The 19,180-nt window shown below is 59.3% G+C and carries 22 protein-coding genes and 1 pseudogene; 15 read left to right on the forward strand and 8 right to left on the reverse strand.

What is annotated here, in order from left to right:
* Positions 1-795 (forward strand): annotated as a pseudogene (locus tag RB2654_RS22705) (ISL3 family transposase); the annotation flags it as partial.
* On the opposite strand, the gene RB2654_RS00010 reads toward RB2654_RS22705, so the two are convergent.
* The 5 genes from RB2654_RS00010 to RB2654_RS00030 form a co-directional block, all read right to left on the reverse strand.
* Positions 772-1,170 carry a cation diffusion facilitator family transporter gene (locus tag RB2654_RS00010; RefSeq protein WP_425463158.1) on the reverse strand — a complete coding sequence of 133 codons (399 nt, stop codon included), beginning with the start codon at positions 1,168-1,170 and terminating at the stop codon, positions 772-774. The pseudogene RB2654_RS22705 and the gene RB2654_RS00010 overlap by 24 nt on opposite strands.
* A gap of 1 nt (position 1,171) precedes the next feature.
* Positions 1,172-1,834, reverse strand: coding sequence for a TVP38/TMEM64 family protein (locus RB2654_RS00015; protein WP_008327266.1), 663 nt, complete (start codon positions 1,832-1,834; stop codon positions 1,172-1,174).
* Between the two features lie 3 nt (positions 1,835-1,837).
* Positions 1,838-2,287 (reverse strand): DUF6010 family protein, encoded by a 450-nt coding sequence (locus tag RB2654_RS00020; protein WP_008327267.1) that lies wholly within the window; start codon positions 2,285-2,287, stop codon positions 1,838-1,840.
* 161 nt (positions 2,288-2,448) lie between these two features.
* Entirely contained in the window at positions 2,449-2,886 is a 438-nt protein-coding gene (locus RB2654_RS00025; RefSeq protein ID WP_222481193.1) for an ion channel, read from the reverse strand.
* An 88-nt stretch (positions 2,887-2,974) separates the two neighbouring features.
* Entirely contained in the window at positions 2,975-3,403 is a 429-nt protein-coding gene (locus tag RB2654_RS00030) for a rhodanese-like domain-containing protein (RefSeq protein ID WP_083794021.1), read from the reverse strand.
* A 233-nt stretch (positions 3,404-3,636) separates the two neighbouring features.
* Here RB2654_RS00030 and RB2654_RS00035 point away from each other — a divergent pair, with 233 nt between their 5' ends.
* The 7 genes from RB2654_RS00035 to ccmI all read left to right on the forward strand — a co-directional run bounded on the left by RB2654_RS00035 (position 3,637) and on the right by ccmI (position 10,325).
* The gene (locus RB2654_RS00035; protein ID WP_007803380.1) at positions 3,637-4,359 is read left to right on the forward strand and encodes a response regulator; all 723 of its coding nucleotides are present in this window, start codon (positions 3,637-3,639) and stop codon (positions 4,357-4,359) included.
* The gene (locus tag RB2654_RS00040; protein ID WP_008327277.1) at positions 4,359-5,825 is read left to right on the forward strand and encodes an ATP-binding protein; all 1,467 of its coding nucleotides are present in this window, start codon (positions 4,359-4,361) and stop codon (positions 5,823-5,825) included. Before RB2654_RS00035 ends, RB2654_RS00040 begins: the two co-directional genes overlap by 1 nt.
* Entirely contained in the window at positions 5,761-6,066 is a 306-nt protein-coding gene (locus RB2654_RS23845) for an SHOCT domain-containing protein (RefSeq protein ID WP_222481198.1), read from the forward strand. Before RB2654_RS00040 ends, RB2654_RS23845 begins: the two co-directional genes overlap by 65 nt.
* Before the next feature lie 65 nt (positions 6,067-6,131).
* Positions 6,132-8,132: a heme lyase CcmF/NrfE family subunit gene (locus RB2654_RS00050; protein ID WP_040884124.1), complete on the forward strand. Its 2,001-nt coding sequence runs from the start codon at positions 6,132-6,134 to the stop codon at positions 8,130-8,132.
* 8 nt (positions 8,133-8,140) lie between these two features.
* Positions 8,141-8,707, forward strand: coding sequence for a DsbE family thiol:disulfide interchange protein (locus tag RB2654_RS00055; protein WP_008327280.1), 567 nt, complete (start codon positions 8,141-8,143; stop codon positions 8,705-8,707).
* Positions 8,704-9,177: a cytochrome c-type biogenesis protein gene (locus tag RB2654_RS00060; RefSeq protein ID WP_008327281.1), complete on the forward strand. Its 474-nt coding sequence runs from the start codon at positions 8,704-8,706 to the stop codon at positions 9,175-9,177. The genes RB2654_RS00055 and RB2654_RS00060 overlap by 4 nt, the downstream gene beginning before the upstream one ends.
* Entirely contained in the window at positions 9,174-10,325 is a 1,152-nt protein-coding gene (ccmI, locus tag RB2654_RS00065) for a c-type cytochrome biogenesis protein CcmI (RefSeq protein WP_008327282.1), read from the forward strand. The genes RB2654_RS00060 and ccmI overlap by 4 nt, the downstream gene beginning before the upstream one ends.
* A 28-nt stretch (positions 10,326-10,353) precedes the next feature.
* Here the strand turns inward: ccmI and RB2654_RS00070 are convergent, their stop codons facing one another.
* Positions 10,354-12,483 carry a protein-disulfide reductase DsbD family protein gene (locus RB2654_RS00070; RefSeq protein WP_040884127.1) on the reverse strand — a complete coding sequence of 710 codons (2,130 nt, stop codon included), beginning with the start codon at positions 12,481-12,483 and terminating at the stop codon, positions 10,354-10,356.
* A 283-nt stretch (positions 12,484-12,766) separates the two neighbouring features.
* Entirely contained in the window at positions 12,767-13,069 is a 303-nt protein-coding gene (locus RB2654_RS00075; RefSeq protein WP_008327290.1) for a DUF2933 domain-containing protein, read from the reverse strand.
* A 155-nt stretch (positions 13,070-13,224) separates the two neighbouring features.
* Between RB2654_RS00075 and RB2654_RS00080 the strand changes: the two genes are divergently transcribed.
* The 7 genes from RB2654_RS00080 (at position 13,225) to RB2654_RS00110 (ending at position 18,805) form a co-directional block, all read left to right on the forward strand.
* Positions 13,225-13,785, forward strand: coding sequence for a L,D-transpeptidase (locus RB2654_RS00080; protein ID WP_009807486.1), 561 nt, complete (start codon positions 13,225-13,227; stop codon positions 13,783-13,785).
* 28 nt (positions 13,786-13,813) lie between these two features.
* The gene (locus RB2654_RS00085; RefSeq protein WP_007803401.1) at positions 13,814-14,272 is read left to right on the forward strand and encodes a c-type cytochrome; all 459 of its coding nucleotides are present in this window, start codon (positions 13,814-13,816) and stop codon (positions 14,270-14,272) included.
* Positions 14,273-14,641: 369 nt separating this feature from the next.
* Complete coding sequence (locus RB2654_RS00090; protein ID WP_007803403.1) at positions 14,642-15,235, forward strand: c-type cytochrome; 594 nt, start codon at positions 14,642-14,644, stop codon at positions 15,233-15,235.
* Between the two features lie 2 nt (positions 15,236-15,237).
* Positions 15,238-16,155, forward strand: coding sequence for a c-type cytochrome (locus tag RB2654_RS00095; protein ID WP_007803405.1), 918 nt, complete (start codon positions 15,238-15,240; stop codon positions 16,153-16,155).
* Positions 16,156-16,198: 43 nt separating this feature from the next.
* The gene (locus tag RB2654_RS00100; protein ID WP_007803406.1) at positions 16,199-17,593 is read left to right on the forward strand and encodes a multicopper oxidase family protein; all 1,395 of its coding nucleotides are present in this window, start codon (positions 16,199-16,201) and stop codon (positions 17,591-17,593) included.
* Positions 17,590-18,072, forward strand: coding sequence for a c-type cytochrome (locus tag RB2654_RS00105; RefSeq protein ID WP_008327301.1), 483 nt, complete (start codon positions 17,590-17,592; stop codon positions 18,070-18,072). Before RB2654_RS00100 ends, RB2654_RS00105 begins: the two co-directional genes overlap by 4 nt.
* A 1-nt stretch (position 18,073) precedes the next feature.
* Entirely contained in the window at positions 18,074-18,805 is a 732-nt protein-coding gene (locus tag RB2654_RS00110) for a DsbA family protein (protein ID WP_009807488.1), read from the forward strand.
* A 42-nt stretch (positions 18,806-18,847) separates the two neighbouring features.
* Here RB2654_RS00110 and RB2654_RS00115 read toward each other — a convergent pair whose 3' ends face one another.
* On the reverse strand, positions 18,848-19,048 hold the full coding sequence (locus tag RB2654_RS00115) for a heavy-metal-associated domain-containing protein (protein WP_007803412.1): 201 nt from the start codon (positions 19,046-19,048) through the stop codon (positions 18,848-18,850).
* Between the last annotated feature and the right edge of the window lie 132 nt (positions 19,049-19,180).

Below are 19,180 nucleotides of genomic sequence, written 5' to 3' on the forward strand. Positions count from 1 at the left end.
TGCGCACAGGACGTCCCGGGAAGAGATTTTCACCACCATCCATGCGCTCCGAAATCAGGGACTTCCTGCAGCGAGATCGGGCGGCGAACAGGGTTTCCGCGTCGCAGCATCGCGAAATGGCTGCAGTTCGAAACACCACCGGACCGCAGGCGGGCCGCTTTGAAGCCGAGTTCGCCATGGTATTTTGAAGAGTTCCTGAGCCAAAGCTGGAAGGAGGGCATTCGAACTGGCAGCGCCCTTTTCAGTCTGATCCAAGAGCGTGGTTACGAGGGGAGCCAGTCGCATTTGCAGCGGCTGCTGGCGGGTTGGCGCAGAGCCGAACAGCAAGCGAGCGATCCCAAGGTAGAACACAAGATCCTGGAGCCGGTTCGGGACCCGGAAACGGGGCACGCGATCTCCCCGGTCATCGCGGCCGCGCTGTGCATCAAACCGCGCGGCAAGCTCACCTCGGATCAGGCGCGTAAAGTCGATGCGCTCAAGACCCGCTCTCCCGCCTTCGTATCGATGCGCAGCCTCGCCATGCGGTTCAATGGTATCCTGCGCGGCCGCGTGGCAGACCCGCTCCCTGCATGGATCGACGACGCGATCGAAACCGACCTGGCGCCCATCGTGCGCTTTGCCCGCACAGTGAACCGGGACTACGAAGCCGTCAAAAACGCCATCGAGATGCCCTGGAGCAACGGCCAAGCAGAAGGTCAGATCAATCGCCTGAAGACCCTCAAACGCGCCATGTACGGCCGAGCCGGTCCAGAATTGTTGCGGGCGAGAATGCTACCGTTCCACCACACAGATTGAGGCAGAGCCGATTAAAGGGCAACGCGACACCAGGTGAATCGGATTCCCGAGCCGCATCGCGCCCATCCAGATCACCAGAAGCGCCATACCGAGAAGAAAGCCGCCATTCACCAGTGCCCCGATGATCTCGGCGCGGTACCAGCCGAAACTCCGCGCCGAATCCGCCGGGCGGCGCGCAATGCGCTGCGCGATGATGGCCACCAGAACGCCGCCAACCGCCGACAGGGTGTGAAACGCATCCGACAGGACGGCAATCGAGCCAGTCCAGAGCCCGACGGCCAGTTCAATCACGAAGTAGACGCCGGTGAGCCAGGCCGAAATCACAAGGGCCTTGCCGGAACTCGGCATATGCCCGGCGTGGGAATGACTGGCCATATCAGCTCTCCTTCCGTTTCGTACCGGTCTTTCGCGTCGCGGCGAAGAGAACCGACAGGCCGGTAAAGCCACCCAGCGCAAGTGCGGTCCATGTGGCAGTGCGGGCATCGCCGTTCATCGCCTGGCTGCCCATGTGAGCGAGCAAGAAACTCGCTGGAATAATCCCGGCCATCGTGGCCAGCGCGAACCTCCAAAGATGCAGCTTGCTCAGACCTGCGGCGTAACTGATCATATCGAAGGACAGAAACGGCAGCAGGCGACTGCCGAAGACCAGGAAGGTCAGAGTGTTCTGGGACCCGAACAGGCCTGCGTTAATCTTCTGACCGAGATGACGCTCAACGAAGGGACGACCCAAGCCGCGGGCCAGACCAAAGGCGGCAAGCGCACCGAGTTCCGCACCTAGAACGACGAAGAGCGTCCCGTACGTGTGTCCATAAGCCGCTCCGGCGGCGAGTGCGATTGGCGCCGAGGGCAGGGGGCTTGCGACAATAGCGATTGTCATGAGCGCCACGATGACAATTGGTCCGGCAAGACCTGCCGCCTCGATCCAGCGGTCAATTTCCGCGCGATCCGGCAGGCGAATGTCAACGCCAAGGACGTCCGGGAAGGCCAATGCGACGACTCCCATCAGGAACACCGCCATAAGAAGGATGCGCATCATCATGGATCAAAACACGGCATAGAGCAGAACGAAGAACGTCGCTGCCAAAAGGTCAAAGGCCACGCAGAATGGAATATACCAGTTCGGAATCCGGGCGAGACGATAAGAATTGTGGTGTGACATGTCCCAAAGGGCGTGAAGGGCCAAGCCCAAGGGGAGGAAGGCCCACTGCCATATCAGCCCCAGGAACGCTGCTAAGCCGAACAAAAGGGCGACCGCGAGCTCTGCCCAGAACACGCGCGCTCTGCCGTCCGCAGCGCCAAAGCCGATATAGGCACCGCCAATCAAAGCAAGCGTGATCGAAGCAAGAGCTATCGAGCTTTGCTCATCCAAAAAAAGGTGAGCCGGCAATGTGAGAACGACAAGCAACACGCCAACCCATACGGGAGATTTCAAGATATCCCCGTGTCGATGGTGCGATACGTGATCGCCTGTCTTTTCGAAAATCTGTGCCATGGCTTTGTACCTAGGGATTCCAGCAACTGGAAGGTCAAGGGCTATTCATCCACGCGCGCAACGCAGCGCTCACTCAACCGTTCCACGGTGAGGTCAAAGGACCGATATCAGGACGTATTTGACGCTGACGCCAAGCTCATGTCCGACGCGCGTGGCGATTTTCAGTCATCTTTCGCCTTCTGCCAGACTTGCTGGCAGGCTGAGTAAAGAAACGTCGCTGACCAGGTCAGCAACATGAAGCCCAAAAGCGATTGCAGCATCAGCAATAGTCGAAAGGGCCCGACCACCTCTATGGACGAATAGCCAAGGGTCGAGAACGAGATGCCCGTAACATAGAGAACATCCTGAAACATCGGAGGGCTGTTGCTGAACGATTGCGGCAGAACGCTTGCCACCACCATCGTGTTGAACACGGCGAGCGTCACAAGTTCCAAGACATGCAGCAACAGCAACGTGGAAAACGTCAGGATGATCCGAAAGCCGGAGCCATCCGACCGCTGCGGGGAAAACTTCAGAATGCCCGACAACGCATAATGATGGACAATTCCCATCACGATCGCCGCGCATATTCCGACAAACATAGCCATCAACTCGGTCATACACCCAAACCCGTCTTCCTGTTCAAACAGGTCAATTTGACCATACATCAGGCTTTTAGCACAACGGGACCAATTGATTCTTCACTGGTCAGGCCAACGCGGGGGGCAACCCGTTCAGGGCGACATCCACCGGAACGGTCGGCAAGTTCGATGCGATCCAGCCAGGCCCTTCGCCTGATCCCAACATCCCTTCCGAGATATCGGCGTAGCCCGAATAACCAGCTTGTCTCAACGCTCGAAGCAGCGATGCGGAGCGTCCGCCAGTGGCGCAGATCAGTCCAACAGTGCGATCACCGCTCAGTTCCTTGGCCCTGAACAATCGGTCCGGAAAACCGGACGCGTGCATGCTTATCGGCCATACACCAGCACCTACGCCGGTTTCTTGCCACTCTTTGTGCGTTCTGACATCGATGATCCGCGCCGTATCCGATAGAAGCGCGTCAAAGGCATTCTCTGCCGACCAGACAGATCGGCTCTGCGCCAACAGCGGTGACGCCGCGACGGTCAGCACCGTCATATGAGCACCCAGAACGAAACGGCGCCGGTTCAAATCAAGAGCCATATTCGAAAACCTCATCCTTTGATCGGTTGCGATCCCAAAGGTCACATAACATACGCGCGACGCTACCCGGGAGCACGACACGGTGCAGGCACAGATTTGTATCCATCTGTAGCAAGGGACTGACCTGATACAAACGGCTACAATTCTGCCCATGAAACAGAATGCAACGATGATCTAGGAAGGACGCCATGGGACCGCCACCTCATATCCTTATCGTGGACGACCACGCTCAGATACGCGAAAGCGTCGCGCGCTTCCTGGAGAAGAACGGAATGCGCACGACCGTCGCCAGGGATGCCGTGGAGATGGATGCCAAGCTGGCCACTGGTCACTTCGACCTCCTCGTGCTCGATGTCATGATGCCGGGCGAGGACGGTTTGTCGGTTTGCCGCAGACTTGCGCCAGAGGGTGATCTTCCGATCATCATGCTGACGGCGCTTGGTGAGGAAACGGATCGGATCGTGGGTCTGGAAATCGGTGCGGACGATTATCTCGCCAAGCCGTTCAATCCACGAGAACTGCTCGCCCGCATCAAGTCGGTTCTTCGGAGAAGCAACCGCGACGAACCTGTGGCCGGAAGCCTCGCTGGGAGGAAAGTCTCTTTTGCGCACTGGATACTGGATACCGACCGGCAGGTGCTGATTGACGAGTCCACCACCGAGACCCCATTGACGACCTCCGAGTTCAAATTGCTGGCGGTCCTGCTGGAACGCGCGAGGATGGTGCTCAGCCGTGACCAGTTGCTTGACCTGACCGCTGGTCGGACGGCAGGCCCGATGGATCGCACCATCGACAATCAGATCAGCCGTCTCCGCCGCAAAATCGAGCCGGATGTACTTAGGCCCAGTGTCATCAAAACGGTGCGGAACGGCGGATACTGTCTGGCTGCCGATGTCGAGGATGCGCCGTGATGCGCCGTGCGATGAGATCTCTGAGCGGCCAATTGATCCTGCTTGTGGTCGCGGCACTTGTCGTGGCCCAGGTGATCAGCCTGTTCCTGTTCGCCGACGAGCGCAGCCTTGCGATCCGTGCAGCTTTAGGATTCGAGGCCGCGGGTCGCGCAGCGAATGTCGCGCGGTTGATCGAAGAGGCCTCGCTGGATCTGCAGGACTCGATCCTTCGCGCGGCAAATTCGCCTCTGATCCGGTTCGATCTGTCGGACGCTCCGATCGTGGATCACACCGGTCATTCGGACGGCGGCATCGTGGAAGCGCGCATACGCGCCCTGATGGATGACAGCTACAGCCGGGATATTCGCGTTGAATTGCACGAGGTCGAGGGCGAGTTGCGGCCTCTTCCCAATCTCTCGGACGAGATGACAGAAATGCATCTCGCGATGATGCGCGGAGAGTTGACAGCGGTTGAAATGAACCTGTCCATCGCCATCAAGGGAGCGCGTTGGCTGAATGTCGGAACGCGGTTCGAGCGACCGCCGATCCAATGGCCTTTCTATTCGATGCTGACCTTCGGGATTTCCGCCGGACTGCTTCTGGTGGCGATCTTCTGGTTTGTAATGACGCGCCTGACGCGTCCTTTGCGGCACCTGTCGAAGGCCGCGGACCATCTTGGCCGGGGCGAAGATGTGGGCGAATTGGCGGTCACAGGGCCGACCGAGGTCAGAGATCTGACCGTCGCATTCAACCGCATGCAACGACGGCTGACCCGGTTTGTCAGTGATCGTACACGTATGCTCGCAGCCCTTGGCCACGATTTACGCTCGCCGTTGACTGCCATGCGTGTCCGCGCGGAGCTGGTTGACGAAGAAGAGACGCGGGACAGCCTCATCGCATCGGTCGAAGAGATGCAGAGTATGGTCGAAGCGACGCTCACCTTTGCACGCGGCCTTACCGGATCCGAAGGTGCTGAAGTAGTCGATCTGCGCAATTTTCTGGACAGCTTGTGCAGCGATATGGCGGCACACTGCACCTTTGCCCCGAGTGATGATGTTGCCGTGCGGCTTCGACCCAACGCGTTCCGAAGGGCACTGAGGAACTTGCTTGAGAACGCCGTTCGCTACGGTGGTGCCGCAAAAGTCAGCTGGGCGACCCACGGTTCGAACCTCGTACTCAACATCGATGACAATGGGCCCGGCATTCCCGTCGACCAGTTGGAAAAGGTCTTCGATCCGTTCTATCGCCTCGAGCAATCGAGGTCTCTGGAAACGGGCGGTTATGGGCTTGGGCTCTCAATCGCGAGGACAATCGTCCAATCCCATGGCGGCGATATCCAGCTGGTCAATCAGAACAGCGCGGGTTTGCGCGCTGTTGTCACCATCCCGTTGGATGAAACCGAACTGATCGAAGGAGAAACAGATGAAACTGAACGCGTTGATCCTGCCGTTGCTGGCCAGCTTGCCCGCCAGCATGGCGCAGGCTGATGGACCAGGCTCCTGGACGGGGCACATGTGGGGCAGTGGCTATGGCTTTATGGGCGGCTTCATGATGCTCGCCTTCTGGGGTGCGCTGATCGCATTGGTGGTGTTTCTGGTGTTCAGGCTGCGGGACAATGGCACCCGTCCCCCGGACTCGGACGCGCAGGAAGCGCTCAGGCGCCGCTTTGCAAATGGGGAAATCGACGAAGAAGAGTTCCGTCGCCGCAAAGCAACGCTCGACGAATAGACCCCGCCGCGGACGCCAAAGCCGTCCGACGCGACGCCCACCGACGCTGAATAGGAAAGAACGCCATGGTCCCGGAAATTGGTCACTTCGCACTGGCCCTCGCACTGGCGCTTGCGCTTGTTCAGAGTGTTCTACCGATTGCAGGTGCGTCGCGTAGAAATGCCGTCTGGATGAAATCCGCCCAGGCGACGGCAATAGGACAAGTGCTGTTTGTGGCCATCGCCTTCGCAGCGCTGATGCAGGCTTTCATCGTCAGCGATTTTACCGTCAGGAACGTCGTCGAGAACTCCCATTCGCTCAAGCCAATGCTCTACAAGGTGGCCGGGACCTGGGGCAGCCATGAGGGTTCGCTGCTGCTCTGGATCCTGATACTCGCGGTGTTCGGCGCGGGCGTCGCCTGGTTCGGATCGAACATCCCCGCCGAGACCAAGGCGCGCACCTTGTCGGTGCAGGCGTGGATCAGCGTCGGCTTCCTGTCCTTCCTGCTGCTGACGTCGAACCCCTTCGAGCGGGTGTTTCCGCCGCCGCTCGACGGCAATGACCTCAACCCGTTGCTTCAGGACATGGGTCTCGCCATGCACCCGCCGCTCTTGTATTTCGGGTATGTCGGCTTCTCCATCGTGTTTTCCTTTGCCGTTGCGGCTCTTCTGGAAGGGCGCGTCGATCCGGCCTGGGCCAGATGGGTCCGCCCGTGGACATTGGCCGCGTGGGTCAGCCTTACGGCAGGTATCGCTCTTGGATCGTGGTGGGCCTATTATGAACTGGGCTGGGGCGGCTGGTGGTTCTGGGACCCGGTCGAGAACGTGAGCTTCATGCCCTGGCTTCTGGGCACGGCGCTGCTGCATTCCGCCATCGTCACCGAAAAGCGCGACGCGTTCAAAAGCTGGACCATCCTACTTGCCATCCTGACTTTCTCGCTTTCGCTGCTCGGGACGTTCATCGTCCGGTCAGGCCTGCTTACATCCGTGCATGCCTTCGCCGTCGATCCAGAGCGCGGGCTTTACATTCTGGGTCTGCTGGCCGTGTCCATCGGTGGGTCGTTGGCGCTCTACGCCTGGCGGGCGCCCGAAATGGAGCCGGGTGGTCTGTTTCGCCCGATCAGCCGCGAGGCCGGGCTGCTCGTGAACAACCTCATTCTGGCCGCCGCTACGGGAACGGTCCTGTTCGGGACGCTTTATCCGCTGATCCTCGAGGCTATCACGGGGGACAAGATCTCGGTGGGTCCACCTTTCTTCAATGCGGCTTTCATTCCGATGATGCTGGCGCTGGTCGTGTTCATGGGTCTTGGTCCATTCCTGTCGTGGAAGCGGGCTGATATCGCCGGGTTGCTCGATCGCATTCGGTTCGTGGTCGTTCTGGCGTTCATCGCAGCTTTGGCCGCATGGTATCTTCTGAACGGTGGGCCGATCATGGCCTATCTTGCCATCCTTGGCGCAGCGTGGCTGCTTTTTGCAACCCTACGGGAATGGGCGCTACGCATCCGCCTGTTCGAGGTTCCCCTTGCAGAGAGCGCGAGACGCGCGCGCAATCTGCCACGCGCCTCTCACGGTATGACACTCGCCCATGCCGGCGTCGCTGTGTTGATGATGGGGATGATCGGCTCGACCGGATGGAAGAGTGAGGAGATCGTCTTTGCCGCCCCCGGGACCGAAGTCACGATCGCGGGGTTCGACATCACCTTCGAAGGGGCCACACAGGTTCAAGGGCCGAACTACATCGCGGATCGCGGCACCCTTGTGGTCCGTCGGGATGGCGAGCTGGTCACGACGCTTTTCCCAGAACGCCGGTATTACCCGGTCGCGGAAAGCCAGACGACGGAGTCGGCCATCCGCTCTACATTGGCGGGTGATCTCTATACGTCGATTGCAACGCCAGCCTCCGATCAAGTGAACAACGCCGGAGCATGGACCCTTCGGATCCTCTATGAACCGCTCGTCAACCTGATCTGGATCGGCTCGATCCTGCTGGTGATCGGTGGCTGTTTGTCCTTGTCGGATCGCCGTTTGAGGGTCGGGGCGCCGCGCCGCGCCAAACAGCCAGCCAGCGATGCTGTTCCTGCCGAGTAGGAGAGAAGATGAAACGTCTCATTGCCGGGCTGCCGTTTATTGCGGCGGTCATATTCGGGGTTTTTTTTCTCTGGGGGCTCAATCCCGACCGGGATCCCAACGAGATCCCTTCCGTCCTGATCTCGCAACCGGCCCCGGCGTTCGACCTCGATCCCGTGCCGGGGTTGGAGACACCCGGCCTGGCCCGAAGCGATCTTGTAGGCAACGAACGACCGGTCGTGGTCAATGTCTTTGCGTCCTGGTGCGTGCCCTGCCGCGCGGAACATGCCGTGTTGACACGCTTTGTCGAACGCGAGGGCATGCGGTTGTTCGGCATCAACTACAAAGACAAACCAGAAGATGCCGTGAAGTGGCTCAATGACCTCGGCAATCCCTACGAACGGATCGGGTCCGACCTTTCAGGCCGGACAGGGATCGAATGGGGCCTTTCAGGCGTGCCGGAAACCTTCATCGTCGATGGCGATGGTACTGTTCTGTTTCGCTATGTCGGGCCGGTCGTGGGTCCGGACGCCGTCGAACGGTTCACGCAAGCCCTGAAGCAGGCAGGCGCACTGCCAAAGGGAGCAGCATCATGAGACAGTTGATTTTCGCGTTTTGCATCGGGCTCTTTCCCTTTGCCGCCAATGCGGTCGAACCAGACGAAATGCTGACCGACCCGGTATTGGAACAGCGTGCGCGGGAGATTTCCAAGGATCTACGATGCGTCGTCTGTCAGAACCAGGACATCGACAGTTCGAACGCGGGTGTGGCGCGGGACTTGCGTCTGCTCGTACGCGAGCGCCTGGTCGTTGGAGACAGCGACGCGGAGGTGATCGAATACATACGGGCGCGGTACGGGGATTACGTGCTGCTGAAACCGCCTCTGGAGCCTGCGACCTACGCGCTTTGGTTCGCTCCGATCGCTTTCGTTCTGATCGGGGTTTTCGTTGGTGGCGGGCTACTGATGAGTCGGCGAAAGCAAGAGGCATTTGAAGACTTGGGCTCGGAGGATGAGAACACCGTGTCCGAAATTCTCAGGCAAAACGAAGCGGGGGATGCGTCATGATCTGGGGTATTTTCGTTCTTTTGACGCTGGTCGCAATCGGAATTGTCCTCTACCCACTGCTGCTGTCCAAATCGAACACTCTCACCAGAGGGGATGCGGTACCGGCGATCCTCGCCGATCAGATGCGGGAAATCCAACGAGACATGGACCGCGGTTTGATTTCTGAACAGGAAGCTCAAGCGGCCAGACTCGAGATCAAGAAACGGATCCTCGCGACGACCCGCAATTCGGAAGAAAAAGCCGGATCATCCCGTAATGGTGGCAGAGTCACTCTCGTTGTCGCGGCGGTCCTCGCGCCGGTTATTGCCGCGGGCTACTATCTGACGATGGGATCGCCGGAGGTTCCTTCAATGGCCTTCGCTGCCCGTGCAGAGGAGCGGGCACAGACTGATGAAGTGACGGCGCTGGCAATACAACTTCGCGAAAGGCTTGTATCCGATCCGACCGGCGGCCCTAGCGAAGGGTGGATGCTGTTGGGCCAGACCTATCAGCGCATGGGCAGAGCAGCCGATGCCGTCGAAGCCTTCGAAGTCGTTGCCGAACGGGAGGATGCCACCTCCGCGACATTCTCCATGCTGGCAGAGGCTGTCGCGGTTGCCAATGACGGCGTTGTTATTCCACGGGCGAAATTGGCCATTGATCGCGCTTTGGACCTTGACCCATCCAATCCTGCGGCAACCTACTTCGAGTCTCTGTATTACTTTCAGCAAGAAGAGACGCGTAAGGCCTACGATCTGCTTGTTTCACGACTGAATCAGGAAGAGGCTTACGTTCCCTGGATGGAGACCTATGCAGCGCAGATCAACCGGATTGCAGCGGCAGCTGACCTTCCGGTCGTCAATCTACCCAGCGGGCCGACGTCGCAACCAGGCCCGAGTGCCGCAGATGTCGCGGCGGCGTCGGAGATGAATGACGCGGATCGCGCGGAGTTCATCCGATCGATGGTCTCGCGGCTGGCCGAGCGTCTTGAGGATGAACCGGACGATCTGGATGGTTGGATGCGGCTGGCAAATGCCTATACCGTCCTTCAGGAGCCCGATCGCGCCGTTGAGGCCTACCGCAAGGCTGAAGCGCTGTTGGAGCAGCAGCCCGCCAGTGATCCTCGGCGTGCGGCGGTCCGTGCCGCGCTTGAGCGGCTCGGCGGCTGACTACTGCTCGGTGTCCCGGTCGAGCAGGTCACTCCTGTCCGGCAACCTTTGCGGAAACATCCCGACCACTGGCTTGCGCCAAGGCGTTCATCACGTCCTCGGTTTTTAGCAATTCGGACAGCACAATGCCGTTCGGTGCCGATGGTCCGTAGACGGCATTGAAGGGGATGCCGTATCTGCCGAAACTCTCAAGGTAGCGGGAAATGCGCGTGTCCGGGCGTGTCCAATCTGCCTGCATCGCCGTGACTCCAGGCGCTTCAAGCGCGCTCCGGACTGGCTCCCGATCGATGATAAGTGTCTTGTTCGCTTTGCAAGTCAGACACCAGTCAGCGGTCACATCGACAAAAACGACCTCTCCTGCGGACACGCGTTTCGCTATTTCCGAACGATCAAATGCGATCCAAGCCATTGCCAACTGCGGCGTCGAACGCGCAGGTGCTGATTGCTGCAAGAGAGGACCTGCGGCAATGGTCAGGACAAGGCTGGCTATGGCAATAGACCACCTGAATTGGGACTGCACATTCGGGAGAGATAGTATCAGAACGGCGAGACCGGACAACGCCGCGACCGCGATGACAGACGCAAGCCCGGCGACACCGTCGAGCACCCAGAACAGCCACACGGCGGTTGCAAGCAACAAAACCCCCATGACGCTTTTGATGATCAGCATCCATCGACCAGGCTTGGGCATGAATGCGACCAGACGCGGGAACGCGGCGATGACGAGATAGGGCAGGGCGAGGCCGAGCCCGAGGCTCGTAAAGACGATGAGGATGTCCACGCCACGCCCGGCCAAAGCAAAGGCCACCGCGGTGCCGAGGAACGGTGCCGAACAAGGCGTCGCCATGACGGCACCGAACATGCCAGTGAAAAAGTCGGCGGAATACCCGTTGCGTCCTCCGGCCCCTGCAAGCCGCGTCTGCATGCCGTGTGGAAGGGCGAACTCGAACGCTCCGAACAGATTTGCCGAAAAGACGAGCAGGACAGCGATCATCGCCGCAAGAAACAGCGGGCTTTGAAACTGCAAACCCCACCCGACGCTGAGGCCTGCCGTCTGGAGCGCCCAGAGGACGAGCGCCAGACCCCACATGAACGTCATGATGCCGGCGCTGGCAGCGACGAAACCGAACCGGACACGGGTTGTGTCGTGATCGGTGTGTTTGAGCACAGACGACACCTTGATGGACAGCACCGGCAGCACGCAGGGCATCACATTCAGGATCAATCCGCCCAGCAGCGCGATCGCGGCAATCCAGATCAGTTCCATCATGTCCGGTGTCGTGGCGGCCAGTTCAAAGGGTGGTGCTATTCCTTGCGCCACGCGATCCGCGATGATCGTGAAGGCCCGGTTCTCGCCGTCGGTGACGGTAATCGACGGAGCCACTGTCACATCCGTATTCGACGAGAGGATCGGCAAGCGCGCCCAAAGCAAACGATCCTCTTCTCCCAAACGGATATCGGGTTTGCCAAGCGCAACACCCATACCCAGTTCGGGAAACACATCCGGCGACTGGAGTGGTTCATCGACGCGAAGGCTGACGATCAACTCCGTGAGGTCTTCGTCGATGAAGGCATTTGCCTCGCTGACGCCGCTCGTCTTGGCCCCTTCGGGGACGCGCTCGGAAAACGTACCGATCAGCCCAGCCGAAGTGCTGTCGATGACGTTGCCCCGTCCGAGGCGAAGTGACAGGTCAAACTCTTCCGGGACACAGACATTGGAGCACACCAGCAGTTTGACCTGCGCGGAAAGAGTCACAGGTGCGCCGGGATCTTTGAGCGTTATGCGCAGCGGAAAGACGACTTCACCCGCATAACCAAAATTTTCGATGCCGAAGGCGGTGAAGCGCGTCGGGGCGGGCCACATGAATTCGACATCTGCGACGTTTTCGGAACCGCTCCATTCGACCGAAGGCGGTATTCCCACCTCGCCCGCCGACCGCCAATAGGTCTTCCAGTTTTCGTTCAGTTGAAGGTGAAGCCCGGCTGACAGAGTCTGTGTGTTCTCGGGAACGCCGTCCTGTACACTAATGAGATGCGCGGTGAGTGGCGCGCTCTGGTATTCAGCAGAGGTTGCTGCCGCGACACTTCCAGAGACAACGGCCAGGAGCACGAAGGGAATAAGCAAAACCCGTCGCAGGATCAAAAGGCAATCGATCAAGATACCTGCTTCCTTCCCATATTTTCCGCAGATTTCGCCAGGACGGCGGAAATTGCGTCAAAGTCCACCTGTGGCAAAACCCTGACGACCGTCCGCACAGACAATTCGCGCAACGCCAGTCGCAGAAGATGAAAGGGTTCGACACCCATCCGGCAGAAGGTCTGACGCTTGCTTCGTGGACACGATAGCCTTCAGATCTAGGCAGTCTGCAAGGCTTCCCGCGCAACCTCCAAGTAATGTAACCATCAACAGCAATACGAATACCTTTGCTTTCCCTCGCACATCACTGCCTGTTGCGGGCGACGCTAGGAATCACGGAACTTATGGGCTCGGGCGCTTCCTCGATAGTATCGTTTGCCTTGTCGGAACGGCACGATTTCCCCATGAATCTATGCATCACAAGATGCGCTCCAACGCACAACAGGAGCGGGGCGAAAGCCGATGCATTGCCCCACATACCCGCAAGCGTTCCGCCAGCGAGAAAAAAACCGATCACGGGCAACAGCATCACAATGCAACACGCCATCATTCCGTAATGCATGAGCTTGTCTGTAATCGGCTTATTCTTGGGATTTTCGTCGTCCATGACACCCTCTTTGTCTCGTTCCTGGCGTCATTTGCGACCCTCCAGCAGGGTAAGGTCAAGGATACAAATGGATACACTTCTCGCGGCCTTGTCAGGTTGCCTGATGCCGGGTCTCCCGTAAAAGACATGTACAAACCGTAGGCTAGGAGTGTGTCATGACGACATCGCGAAACAACAAGATCAATCGACGAAGCCTGTTGGGGTATGCGGCTGTCGCTTTGGTTGCACCAAGCGTGGTTCGAGCCGAAACCATTCGCCGCAACATTTCTTCTTTCCGAGTTCATGACTGGCAAGACCATTTCGACACGCTCGGCAAAGGGATCATCATCTCAGACACCGTGACGATGGCGCTACAGCACTGGACAGCGGACGGCGAGATGCGGATTTACCCGACATCCGTTCCGCTGACCGACGAACTCACCAAACGCGGTTACACTGAAGTGGTGGAAAAACGCAAAAACCCCAGTTGGGCGCCGACGCCCTCCATGCGGGAACGCAATCCGGAATGGCCGGCACGTATCGAGGGGGGTGATCCGGACAACCCCTTGGGTACTCGCGCACTGTACCTGTCGTGGCAGTACTACCGTATTCACGGGACACAGGACACGCGCAAGATCGGCCGCCGGTCGTCAAACGGCTGCATCGGTTTGTTCAACGAACAGATCGAGGAAGTCTACGAGCGAGCGCCTGTCGGCACTCAAGTCAAACTCATCTGACCCAACGGGCAAGGCGGAAGATACAGGCATGGACAAATTAACTGCGCTGATTGGTGCCGTTTTTGTTATCGGCGGGGGTTTTGCCGTTTGGCAGTTCGTTGGAGCCGAAGATTTAGCGGTTGGCCACTCCATGACGCCACCTGACACAAGCGAGATTGCCGAAGGCGATCCGATCGTCCAGGTCCAGCTGCCTGACGCACTCTCGCAGCAGGCGGCGCTTGGGAAGAACATATTCGAGGCAAAATGTTCCGAGTGTCACGGCGAAAATGCCGCCGGTCGCAACGGTGTTGCGCCGCCTCTCGTGCACAAGATCTACGAACCGAGCCACCATTCGGACATGGCTTTTGTTCTGGCAGCTCAAAACGGCGTCCGTGCACATCACTGGAATTTCGGTAATATGCCTAAGATCGAGGGATTGACCCAAGGAGACGTCAAGATGGTGGCCGCCTATGTCCGCGAATTGCAGCGGGCCAACGGGATCAACTGATGCGTTGGTCGAAGACGAACCGATGGATTCTGTCGGCCGTTTTCGGCCTTTTCCTTGTAGTACTCGGGGTGCCAGAGGCGCCGGTATATCATGGTGAAACGTCGTTGGGGCAGGAATACCATGGTCACGAAGACGCAGGGCCATCGACCGAGGCCTCTGGCCACTGCCATCCAGGCCTCGATTGTTCTGTCCCGGCAGCGTTATTGCTTCAGCCGAACATGGCGTACGAGCCTTCTTTTCTGAAAGCCGTCATGCAAGACGGCGCGATCCAACGAACCGAATTGCGCCCGATCAGCGATCCTCCACCGCCCCGACGGTGGGTCTGATTTCACATCGCTCGAAAAGCAGACCCAAAGAAGGATCGAAGACATGAAAAAGACGACTATCGTAGCGGCAGTGTTGATTGCAGGTACTGCGGTCACGGCATTCGCGCATAGCGGTGCCACCGGCATCGTGAAAGAGCGCATGGATGCCATGCTTGCAATGGGGAAGGCGGTCAAGACCGTGGCCCCGATGATGCGGGGCGAAACGGCCTATGACGCAGAAACAGTGCGCGATGCCGCGCGCCTGTTCCAGCAGCACGCCGGTGAGAGCATGACAAAGCTGTTCCCAGAGGGCACAGGGGGCATGCCCTCGGAAGCCAAGGACGAGGTGTGGACCGACTGGGAGCGCTTCGCGGCATTGGCAAGTCAGCTGGAAGAATACTCTGAGGGCCTGGAACGCGCAGCCGACAATGGATTGGGCGGCATGAGCGGCAATACCTCCATGGATGGCGCCTCGATGATGGGCGGCGGGTCAATGATGGGAGGCGATACAACCATGATGGGCGGGAGCACGATGATGGGCCGAGGCGACATGATGGATGCGGCCGCCATTGCCGAAATGCCCGCCGACGCAGCATTCGCGATGACGACCCAGGTCTGTTCCGCATGCCATGAACGCTTCCGGGCGGAAGAAGACTGACCATGCGCCGGTTCTTGACACTCGTCAGCGGGGCCGCCGTGCTGGGCGCGGCCAGCCTCGGCGTCGTGATTGCATGGCCTGTCGGCAGTGCAGTGACTCCGATTGCAATAGAGGGCAATGTCGACCGGGGCGCATATCTGGCGCGCGCCAGTGGGTGCATTGCCTGTCATACCAATTTTGAAGCGGGCGGCGCACCACTTGCCGGAGGGGCGCCGCTCGAAACCCCGTTCGGAACGTTCTACCCGCCCAACCTGACGACAGACCCGGAACATGGCATGGGCGAATGGACGGCAGAACAGTTCGCAAAAGCCGTGCGGCAAGGCATCGGCCCCGATGGAACGCCGTACTATCCGTCTTTCCCGTACACCTTCTATGCGGATTTTTCTGATCAGGATATCGCTGACCTCTGGGCGGCGTTTCAAACCGTGCCGCCCGTGGACGAGCCTGCACCAGAAAATGATGTCAGCTTCCCATTCGACCAACGATGGGGGCTGAAGCTCTGGCGAGCGGCGTTCTTCTACGATCCGGATACCGAACCGATTGAAGGGCGAAGCGACGCATGGAATCGAGGACGGGAATTGGTGCGCGGTGCGGCACATTGCGGAGCCTGCCATACGCCGCGCAATCTTGCGGGAGGCCGCGATATCGGTGCTTCCTTTGCAGGCAACGCCCAGCTTCCCGGTGGCAGCAAGGCCCCCGCGATACGGCCAAAAGACCTGGTCAAAAATGACTGGACGGTTTCAAACCTCGCTTATGCGCTCCAGACCGGCATCACCCCTTCGGGCGATGCTTTCGGCGGCAGCATGGCGGAAGTGGTTCGCGAGGGAACTCGGTTTCTGACACCTGCCGATCGCGAAGCGATGGCGCTTTTCCTGCTGAACAAGGACACGGTCGAGGCGGAGAACCCCGCGTCGAATTAACACCACGCGGGGGCAACACGCCCCCGCTTTCTCGAGGATCGAAATGAGACAAACACGTCGGGATTTCTTGCGCCATGCAACACTGGCGGCCTGCGCGGCGGCCATCCCGCAGTCGGCTTTTGCCGCGACCCCGTTCGAGGACCTGATTGCCAAGGTTGCACGTCGACAGCTTCTTCCGGACACCTACCCGGAAACAGAGATCTGGGGCTATGACGGCCTCGTTCCGGCCCCGGAAATCAGGGTCACACAAGGCGATCGGGTGCGTCGCAGGTTTCGCAACGAGGTACCCGATCCCAGTTCGGTTCACTGGCACGGAATCCGGATCGACAACGCGATGGATGGCGTTTCAGGGCTGACCCAAGAGGCCGTAGCGCCGGGTGGAACCTTTGACTACGACTTCGTCGTACCGGACGCGGGCACCTATTGGTATCACGCGCATAATCGCTCATACGAGCAAGTCGCGCGTGGTCTGCGCGGTGCCTTGATCGTCGAAGAGGTCGATGGACCGGACATCGACCGCGAGGAAGTCATCGTTCTGGAGGACTGGTTGCTCGACCCTGAGAGCGGGCAGCTGTTCGACAATTTCGAACAGCCCATGATGATGAGCCACGGTGGACGTACCGGCAACTTTATCACGACCAACGGGCGCTATGACCTGACCTTGCCCGCGCAGCGCAACGAGCGCATTCGCTTGCGGATCATCAACGCAGCAAGCGCTCGAATTTTCCCGCTGAGGCTCTCTGGATTCAGTGGCTGGACGGTGGCCGTGGATGGAATGCCAACCGGCCAACCCCAGTCGGTTGACGGCGAGTTGATCCTCGGCCCGGCACAGCGCGTCGACTTAATTGTGGATGTGACCGAAGACGAAGGCGGCACCGCCCAATTGCTTCGCATCGGCGATGATGATCAACTGACCCCGTTGGTGAGTTTTCTGGTCAACGGCACAGCCAGTTCAGTACCAAGAGGCAAGCCACTGCCGTTGCCGCCGAACCCCGCGGCACACGCCCCGGACCTTGCCGATGCGCGTGATTTGCGACTGGTCATGTCCGGCGGGGCAATGGGGCGAATGCAGTCCGCATTGCTTGGCGGGGAACGTCTTGGATTCCGTCAGCTTGCCCAAGCGGGCAAATTCTGGGCCCTGAATGATGTCGCCGAAATGACCTACACGCCACTGGCCGATCTATCCCTGAACGAGCCGGTGCGCCTGAAGATCGAGAACCAGACCGTTTTCCCACATGCGATGCACCTGCACGGGATGCATTTCCGCGAGCTGCGCCCCGACGGCGCGTTCGGGCCGATGCGGGACACGATCCTGTTGGCCGGCAACGAGTCCCGGGAGATCGCCTTTACGGCAGACAATCCCGGCAAGTGGCTGTTCCATTGCCACATGCTCAGCCACGCCGCATCTGGCATGACAACCTGGATACGGGTCACATGAGATATCTCGTTTGGTCCCTTCCGATCACTGTCGCAGCAGCCGCCTTCACGTATTGGCTCTCGACCAGTGCATCCTCGGATGTCGGCAGCGCGTCCAGGGCGGAGAGCTACGACATCGAAGAAGGCGCGTTGCTCTACGCAGAAAACTGTGCGTCTTGTCATGGCGCGGGTCTGGAAGGCCAGCCGGAATGGCGAACGCCCGGCGCGGATGGGCGCCTGCCAGCACCACCACATGATGAGACGGGTCACACCTGGCATCATCCTGACAGCCTGCTCTTCGAATACACAAAACTGGGGGGTGCGGCGCTTCTGGCGCGTCAGGGCGTCGAATTCGACAGTGGCATGCCCGGTTTCGCAGACGTGCTGACCGACCAGCAAATTCACAACATCCTGGCCTTCATCCGGTCCACCTGGCCAGACCGCATCCGCGAAGTCCAGGCCGCGCGGACAGAAGCCGACGAACAACGGGGAGAGAACTAAAATGCGTTTCAGACAAGCCTTCACGACGGTCGCGATAGCTGCCTTGCTTCCGATACCGGCACTCGCGGACGAACTGTCAGAGTCCCGGGTCAAGGAACTTGTGCTCGAGGCAATCCGCGAGAACCCGGAGATTGTCATGGAGGCCGTGGCGATCCTCGAACAAAGGCAGGCGCAAGCGCAGGAGCTCAGTCAGGCCCAAGTTCTGAATGACCAGCGCGATCTGATCGAGAACGATCCGAATGCGCCGGTTCTCGGCAACCTGGAAGGGGACGTCACTGTTGTGGAATTTTTCGACTACAACTGTCCCTATTGTCGGCGGGTCAAACCCGAGGTGCGGGCTTTGATCGAAGACGATCCCAACATTCGCCTCGTCTATCGTGAATGGCCCATTCTCGGAGACGGATCGGTGTTTGCCGCGAAAGCGGCCTTGGCAGCGCGCAAGCAGGACAAATACGAAGAGTTTCACTGGGCAATGATGGGGCTGGAAGGCCGCGCGGAAGAGGCCTCCGTGCTGCGCGTGGCCGAGGAGATCGGCCTGGATATCGCGCAGTTGCGCAAGGACATGGAGGCCCCCGAGGTCGAAGAGCACATTGCGACCTCCATGCAACTGACCCAAGCTCTGGGCTTTAACGGCACGCCGTCTTTCGTGATCGGGGATGCGCTGGTCCCGGGCTTCGTCGAAAAGGCGCAGCTTGCCGACTTGGTCGAGGAAGCCCGCAAAGTCGAAGACTGAAATTCTGTGCCCGGACCACCCTTGGGTGGTCCAGGCACTGCATCAAGCGGCCGCAGGTTCCACGTTGTAGCCCGCATCCCGAATGATCGCTTGGACCTGATCGGCTGGTAACACGCTGTCGACATGCACCTGTCGGGCAGAAAGGTCACATTCTACGCCTGCATTCGGATCTGCGCTCTTCACCGCGCTTTCGATTGCTGCGGTGCAATGCCCACAGCTCATGTCCGGAACGCTGAACTTCATCGGAACCACTCCTTGATCTGATTTCTATCGGTGACATGGGGCTTCCCCCCGCTGGAAGGTCAAGTGAAGAAATTTATTTGGCGCCCTCCCATTGACCCTCCAGTAACTGGAAGCCTCATATTCCACTTCGAA

The sequence above is a fragment of the Maritimibacter alkaliphilus HTCC2654 genome (assembly GCF_000152805.1).
Lineage (GTDB): Bacteria > Pseudomonadota > Alphaproteobacteria > Rhodobacterales > Rhodobacteraceae > Maritimibacter > Maritimibacter alkaliphilus.